5 protein-coding genes are annotated in these 7,543 nt (G+C 71.3%); 1 reads left to right on the top strand and 4 read right to left on the bottom strand.

The genetic code is table 11. The annotated features are described in order from the left end of the window. The first annotated feature begins 98 nt into the window (after positions 1 to 98). Positions 99 to 1,829 (top strand): DNA polymerase/3'-5' exonuclease PolX, encoded by a 1,731-nt coding sequence (polX, locus tag ACRX5S_RS03075; protein WP_436771106.1) that lies wholly within the window; start codon positions 99 to 101, stop codon positions 1,827 to 1,829. A gap of 60 nt (positions 1,830 to 1,889) precedes the next feature. Here the strand turns inward: polX and ACRX5S_RS03070 are convergent, their stop codons facing one another. The 4 genes from ACRX5S_RS03070 to ACRX5S_RS03055 form a co-directional block, all read right to left on the bottom strand. After that, positions 1,890 to 3,134: a Gfo/Idh/MocA family protein gene (locus ACRX5S_RS03070; protein WP_436771105.1), complete on the bottom strand. Its 1,245-nt coding sequence runs from the start codon at positions 3,132 to 3,134 to the stop codon at positions 1,890 to 1,892. A gap of 91 nt (positions 3,135 to 3,225) precedes the next feature. After that, on the bottom strand, positions 3,226 to 4,281 hold the full coding sequence (locus ACRX5S_RS03065) for a substrate-binding domain-containing protein (protein ID WP_436771104.1): 1,056 nt from the start codon (positions 4,279 to 4,281) through the stop codon (positions 3,226 to 3,228). 99 nt (positions 4,282 to 4,380) lie between these two features. Further along, positions 4,381 to 5,349 carry an ABC transporter permease gene (locus tag ACRX5S_RS03060; RefSeq protein ID WP_436771154.1) on the bottom strand — a complete coding sequence of 323 codons (969 nt, stop codon included), beginning with the start codon at positions 5,347 to 5,349 and terminating at the stop codon, positions 4,381 to 4,383. Positions 5,350 to 5,558: 209 nt separating this feature from the next. Next, positions 5,559 to 7,205 carry a sugar ABC transporter ATP-binding protein gene (locus ACRX5S_RS03055; RefSeq protein WP_436771103.1) on the bottom strand — a complete coding sequence of 549 codons (1,647 nt, stop codon included), beginning with the start codon at positions 7,203 to 7,205 and terminating at the stop codon, positions 5,559 to 5,561. Between the last annotated feature and the right edge of the window lie 338 nt (positions 7,206 to 7,543).

Below are 7,543 nucleotides of genomic sequence, written 5' to 3'. Positions count from 1 at the left end.
CGGCACGGCCCCACACCCCACCCCCACCCCTCCCCGCGACACGCCCACCTCTCGCGTCCGACGTGCCCTACCCCCTCCTCCTGGCGCAGGCTGGGGGTATGGCACGGGCAAACGAGACCGTGGCGGCGTTGCTCCAGGAGTACGCCGACCTGCTGGCGATCACCAAGGGCGACGCCTTCAAGGCGCGCGCCTACGAGAAAGCCGCCCGGGCCGTCGCGGGCCACGCCGCGGACGTCGGCACGCTGGACGCCAAGGCCCTGCGCGAGATCCCGAACGTCGGCCGTTCGATCGCCGACAAGGTGGCCGAGTACCTCGACAGCGGCACCATCGCCGTCGTCGAGGACGCCCGCACCGCGATCCCGCCCGGCGTCCGCGAGCTGGTCCGGATCCCGGGACTCGGCCCGCGCAAGGCCATGCAGCTCTACGAGGACCTGGGCGTCTCGTCCGTGGACGAACTCCTCGCCGCGGTCGACCGGCACCGGCTGCGCGATCTCAAAGGGTTCGGCCCGAAGACCGAGGACAACATCCGGCACGGCGTCGAGCTCATGCAGAAGGCCGGCGGCCGCATCCTGATCAGCGCCGCCATGTCCGTCGCCGAGCAGATCGTCGCGGAGCTGTCGGCGATCGACGGCTGCGTCCGGTGCGAGTACGCCGGGTCGCTGCGCCGCATGCGCGAGACCATCGGCGACATCGACATCCTCGTCGCCGCTGAGGACTCGGCCCCCTTCATGGCCGCCATCGGCGACCTCCCGCAGACCGCCGAGATCATCGCGGGCGGCGGGAAGAAGACCTCGATCCGCACCACCAAGGGCCTCCAGGTCGACCTGCGGGTCCTGCCGCCGAGCGCGTGGGGCGCGGGATTGCAGTACTTCACCGGGTCCAAGGAGCACAACGTGCGCATCCGCGAGATCGCGGTGCGCCGCAAGCTCAAGCTGTCCGAGTACGGCCTGTTCCACGCCAAGAGCGGCACGATGATCGTGTCCGAGACCGAGCAGGAGATCTACGAGCGGCTGGACCTGCCCTGGATCCCGCCGCCGCTGCGCGAGAACCGCGGCGAGATCGAGGCCGGGTTGCGCGGCGAGCTGCCCGACCTGGTCACCGACGCGGACATCCGCGGCGACCTGCACACCCACACGGATCTGACGGACGGCGTGTCCTCGCTGGAGGACATGGTCGAGACCGCGGCGGCGCGCGGATACGCGTACTACGCCGTCACCGACCACGCCCCGAACCTCTACATGCAGCGCATGACCACCGAGAAGATGCTCGCCCAGCGGGACCGCGTGCGGGCGCTGGACGGCAAGTACCGGCGTATGGCGCTGCTGCACGGCACCGAGCTCAACATCGCGCCGGACGGCTCGGTCGACTGGCCGGACGACATCCTCGCCGGGTTCGACGTCTGCGTCGCCTCCATCCACTCGCACTTCACGCAGAGCCGGGAGGAGCTGACGCGGCGCCTGATCCGCGCCTGCGAGAACCCGTACGTCTCGGTCATCGGCCACCCCACCACGCGCCGCATCGGCAAGCGCTCCGGCATCGACGCCGACTTCGACGCGGTGTTCGAGGCGTGCGCGCGCACCGGCACCGCGCTGGAGATCGACTCCCATCCCGAACGCCTCGACCTGCGCGACGAGGACATCCTGCGGGCCAAGAAGTACGGCGTGAAGTTCTCCGTCGACTCGGACGCGCACTCGACGACGCACCTGCCGTACATCCGCTTCGGCGTGGGCACGGCCCAGCGCGCGTGGCTGACCAAGGACGACGTGATCAACACGTGGCCCTTGGCCAGGCTGCGCAGGTTCATCGCCGCCAAGCGCCCGCCCGCGTAGACGTCCCGGGGCACCGACCGGCCCCTCCCGGGCCGCGCCCGCCCGTCGACCGTCGAACCGTCAGACCTCGACCGGCGTCCACCGGCTGTTGTCGGTGGCGCTCGCCTCGACCGCGGCCAGCACCCGCTGCACCCGCAGGCCGTCCTCGAACGACGGCCGCGGCGTGGTGCCGTTGGCGATGGCGTCGATCAGGTCGCGGGCCTGGTGCGTGAAGCTGTGCTCGTAACCGAGCCCGTGCCCGGGCGGCCACCAGGCGCCGGTGTAGGGGTGGGTGGGCTCGGTGACGGTGATGCGGCGGAAGCCGGACGTGGCCGCCGGTTCGTCGAGATCGTGGAACCACAGGTCGTTCATGGCCTCGAAGTCGAAGGCGACGCTGCCGCGCGAGCCGTTGAGTTCGATGCTGAGCGCGTTCTTGCGGCCGGTGGCGAAGCGCGTGGCCTCGAAGGTCGCCAGCGCGCCGCCGGACGTGCGGGCCAGGAAGATGGCCGCGTCGTCGACGGTCACCGTGCCGATGCCGGCGGCCGAGGCGTCGGGGGCGGCGGCCTCGGCGTCCGACGGCGTGTCCGCAACCTGCGCGCCGATGCCGGACTGCGCGGTGCCCAGCGGGCGCTTGTGGATGAACGTCTCGGTGATCGCGCTGACCCCGGTGATGTGGTCCCCGGTCAGGAACTCGGCGAGGTCGATGATGTGCGCGCCGATGTCGCCGAGGGCGCCGGAGCCCGCCTGTTCGCGTACCAGCCGCCACACCAGCGGGTGTTCGGGGTCGACGATCCAGTCCTGGAGGTAGCGCGCGCGGACGTGCCGGACGGTCCCGATCCGGCCCTCGGCGACCAGCGCGCGGGCCAGCGACAGCGCCGGAACGCGGCGGTAGTTGAACCCGACCATGGCCAGGACGCCGCGTTCGGCCGCGTCCGCCGCCGCGCGGGCCATCGCCTCGGCCTCGGCCGGCGTGTTGGCGAGCGGCTTCTCGCACAGCACGTGCTTGCCCGCCTCCAGCGCGGCGACGGCGATCTCGGCGTGCACCGAGCCCTGGGTGCAGATGTCGATGAGGGCGATGTCGTCGCGGTCCAGGAGTTCGCGCCAGTCCGTGGTCGACTCGGCCCAGCCCAGACGGTCCGCGGCGGCGCCGACGCGGGCGGCGTCGCGGCCGGCCACGACCCGCAGGTCCACCTGGAGGGGGAGGTCGAAGAACGCGTTCACGGAGCGCCACGCGTGCGAGTGGACACGTCCCATGAAGGAGTGCCCGACCATGCCGACACCCAGGGGCGGGCGTGCGGTTCGGGAGTTCGGGGGAAGTGGCGACATGGGTGTGGGGTGCCTTTCCGTTCGGGACGCCGGCGCGTGACGGTGGCGCGGCGGCGGCCGGTGGGGGCCCGGCCGCCGCCGCGGGGGTCGGCTACGTGAACGCGGTGGGCAGGTAGCGGTCGACGTTCTCCTTGGTGACGACGGCCGAGTACGTGGTGACGGAGGCGGGCACCTCCAACTCGGCGAGGTCGGCGAGGGACTTCGCCTGGCCGATCATGCGGGCCAGGATGACCGCCGAGGACGCCATGCTCGGCGGGTAGAGGACGGTGGCCTTCAGCGGCGTGTTGTCGGCCTTGATGTCGTCCATCGCCTTCTTCGACCCGGCGCCGCCCACCATCAGGAACTCGTTGTCGCGGCCGGCCTGCTTGATCGCCGCCATGACGCCGATGCCCTGGTCGTCGTCGTGGTTCCACATCGCGTCGATCTTGCCGTTGGCCTGGAGCACCTGGGCCGCCACGCGCTGGCCGACCGCCGCCGTGAAGTCGGCGGCCTGACGGGCGGCGACCTTCATGCCCGCCGCCTCCAGCGCCTCGCGGAAGCCCTGGCTGCGCTGCTGGGTGAGTTCGAGGTTGTCGAGCCCGGCGACCTCGACGATGACCGGGTTCGCCTTGCCGTCCTGCTTCATGCGCGACGCGATGTAGGTCCCGGCGTTGACGCCCATGCCGTAGTTGTCGCCGCCGATCCAGGTGCGGTACGACAGCGCGTTCGCGAACACCCGGTCCAGGTTCACGACCGGGATGTTCGCCTCCATCGCGCGCCGCGCCACGGCGGTGAGCGCCTTGCCGTCGTACGGCAGGATCACCAGCACGTCGACCTTGGCGTCGATCAGCGACTGCACCTGCTGGATCTGCTGGTTGACGTCGTTGGTGCCCTCCGTCGTCTTGAGTGTGACGTCGGAGAACTCCTTCGCCTGCGCCTTGGCGTTGAGGCTGATGGCGCCGATCCAGCCGTGGTCGGCGGCCGGTGCGGAGAAGCCGATGGTCACCGGCTTGCCGGGTGCCTCGGGGCTGCCCGAGGCCGCGGGCGGCGCCTTGACCTGCGGGCCGGTGTCGCTGTCCGACGAGTTGTCGGTGCATCCCGCCACGAGGGCGCCGGCGCCAAGCGCGGCGCCGCCCAGGATGAAGCCTCTGCGATGGAGCTGGGACATGGATGACTCCCGAGGGGAACGAGGGCTGGAGGTACGAGGGCTGGGGTACGTCGCGCCGGGCCGGGGACGGACGGGGTCGTTTCGGTGGTGCGGCGGGCGTCAGACGGTCGCGCGTCGGCGGATGCCGCCCCAGCGCTGGATCAGCAGGACGGCGATGATGATCACGCCCTTGGCGATCTGCTGGATCGGCGACGCGAGGTTGTTGAGGATGAACAGGTCCTGGATCGTGGTGAACACGAGCACGCCGAGGATCGACCCGACGACCGAGCCGAAGCCGCCGGTGAGCAGCGTCCCGCCGATGACCACGGCGGCGATCGCGTCGAGTTCGTAGAGCTGCCCGTGCGTGCTGGCGCCGGTGTTCGCCTGCGCGGTCAGCATGATCGCGGCGATGCCGCAGCACAGGCCGGAGACGACGTACAGCAGGCAGGTGTGCAGGCGGACGTTGATGCCGGCCAGGCGGGCGGCCTCCGGGTTGCCGCCGACCGCGAAGGTGCGGCGGCCGAAGGTGGTGCGGTTGAGGACGATCCAGCCGACCAGCACGACGACCAGGAACAGGTAGACGTGCATCGGGATGCCGAAGTACTTGTTCTCGGCGATCTTGAGGAAGCCGTCCACCTCGACCAGTTGCGACTTGCGGTCGGAGATCTGCTCGGCGAGGCCGCGCGCCGAGACGCTGACCGCGAGGGTGACGATGAAGGCCACGAGGCCGCCGAACGCGATCAGCACACCGTTGATCAGGCCGCACACCAGGCCCACCACCATGGCGGTGAACAGCATGCCGAACAGCCCGGTGTCCTGGGTCGCCACGGTGGTCGCCCAGACCGACGAAAGCGCCATCAGAGCGCCCACCGACAGGTCGATGCCGCCCCCGATGATCACGAACGTCATGCCGACCGTGATCACCCCGACCACGGCCGCGAGCGACAGGATCGTGACCATGTTGCTGCTGGTCGCGAAACGGTCCCCCTTGGTGGTCAGGCCGATCAGGAAGAGCAGGCCGAGGGCCACCAGCAGCGCGATGTGCTGGGTGGCGCCGGAGCCCCCGGCGTGGCTGAACAGGAAGCCCAGCGGGCCGCGCCGGGCGCCGCCGAGATCGAGGGACGCCTCCCCCTTGCCGTTGCCGTTGCCGTCGCCCGGGCCTTTGCCGCCGGACGCCTCGGTGGGCGGGGCGGGGGTCTTGGTGAGGTCCGGGGCCGCCGCGCCGGAGTCGTCCGCGGCGCTCCCGGTGTGGGCGGCGGGCGGCTCGTTGGTCGCGGGCTCGTCGCGTACGTCGCGGTTCACAGGCTGCTGCCCTCCATGACCAGGTCCAGTACGCGGTGTTCGTCCAGGTCGCGTGCCGGCGCGTGTTCGATGATGCGGCCGTCACGGATCACCAGGACGCGATCGGACAGGCCCAGGACTTCGGGGATCTCGCTGGAGACGAGCACGATCGCGATGCCGCTGTCGGCCAGCGCGCGCATCTGCGTGTACAGCTCGTTGCGCGCCCCGATGTCGACGCCGCGGGTGGGCTCGTCCAGCAGCAGCAGACGGCAGCCACGCAGCAACCACCGTGCCAGCACCGCCTTTTGCTGGTTTCCGCCGGACAGGGTGCGGATCGGGCGGTGCGGGTCCGCGGGCCGGATGTCGAGGGCCTCGGCCTGCTTCCGGGCGTCCTCGGTCTCGCGGCGCCGGTCGTACCAGCCGAAGCGGGCGTAGCGGGCGAGTGAGGCGACGGTGATGTTGCGCCCCACCGTGTCGAGCATCAACAGGCCCTGGGACTTGCGCTCTTCGGGGGCCAGGCCCATGCCGCGGCGGACGGCGGCGTGCGTGCTGCCGGGCCGGACGCGCTCGCCGTCCAGCACGACGCGGCCCGAAGTCGGCCTCACGGCGCCGTAGATGGCGGCCAGGATCTCGGAACGGCCGGACCCCACCAGCCCGGCGAGGCCGACGACTTCGCCGGCGCGGACGGAGAAGGACACGTCGTGGAAGCTGCCGCGCAGGGAGAGGTTCTCGACGCGGAGGATTTCGGCGGGTTCGGGGGGTTCGGGGGATTCGGGGGGTCGGGTGAATTCGGCCGTGTCGGCCGGTGCGGGCGCCTCGGGGGAATCTCCGGGTTCGGTGGTCGTGAGGGTCCCCGTGGTCGCTGCGGTCTTCGCGCCGGCGGGGGCACGCTCGGGGAAGACGTACTCGATGCGCCGGCCCGTCATGAGCGCGACGACCTCCTGCGTCGGCGTGTCCCGGGCGGGCAGGCCGGACGCGACGGTCCGGCCGTCCTTGAGCACGGTCACGCGGTCGCCGATCTCCCGGATCTCGTCGAGCCGGTGCGAGATGTAGACGACCGCGACGCCCGCGGAAGTGAGTTCGCGCACGGTGCGGAACAGGCTCTCGACCTCGTCGTGGGCGAGCGCGGCGGACGGCTCGTCCATCACGATCAGCCCCGCGTCGTGGGAGAGGGCCCGGGCCATGCTGACGATCTGCCGTCCGGACGCGGGCAGTCGCCCGACCCGGGTGGTCGGCGGGATCTCGCCGTGCCCGAGGCGGTCCAGGAGCGCGGTGGCGGCGCGGTTCATCTCGCCGCGCCGGGTGAAGCCGAAGCGGGCGCGCTCGTGGCCGAGGAAGACGTTCTCCGCCACGGACAGCCCGTCCACCAGGTCGAGTTCCTGGTAGATCGTGGAGATCCCCATGCGGATCGCGGCGGTCGGATTGCCCGGTCGCACCTGCTCGCCGCGCCACTCCAGGACGCCCTCGTCGGGCTGGTGCACCCCGGCCAGCACCTTGATCAGGGTGGACTTGCCGGCGCCGTTCTGGCCCAGCAGGCAGTGCACCTCGGCGTCGCGGACCTCCAACGAGACACCGTCGAGCGCGCGAACCCCCGGGAACTGCTTGACGATCGCGCGCATCGCCAGGAGCGGCGGTTCGTGCTCGGCGGACGGGGCCGATGGCATGCGGGGCTCCTTCTCACAATCGGCGGTGGCGGCTGCGGGACTTCCGGGTTGCGGGATTTCCGAGGCTGCGGACTGCGGGATGCGGACTACGGGACTTCGCAGGCCGCGGGCTGCGGGCGGTGCTGAAGAGCGGTGCGGGGCAAGCCGGTTCGACGGCGGGGAGCCGGACGCTCACGCCCACCGTGTGGTCGGCCACGCTAGAGACTTTGTCCTCAGAGTGGAAGTTCTTGACGGACAAAAACTCGGCGTTTTTCCAGGAAGAGGAAGAAGTTGCGGACAGGGGTGTCCCTTGTTCCCACCAGAGCCGAAAAAGCGCACGCCGAATCGGCGCGCCGGGG

The sequence above is a fragment of the Yinghuangia sp. YIM S09857 genome (assembly GCF_051388915.1).
In the GTDB taxonomy this organism is placed as follows: domain Bacteria; phylum Actinomycetota; class Actinomycetes; order Streptomycetales; family Streptomycetaceae; genus Yinghuangia.
This window is presented reverse-complemented; position numbering and strand designations above follow the sequence as displayed.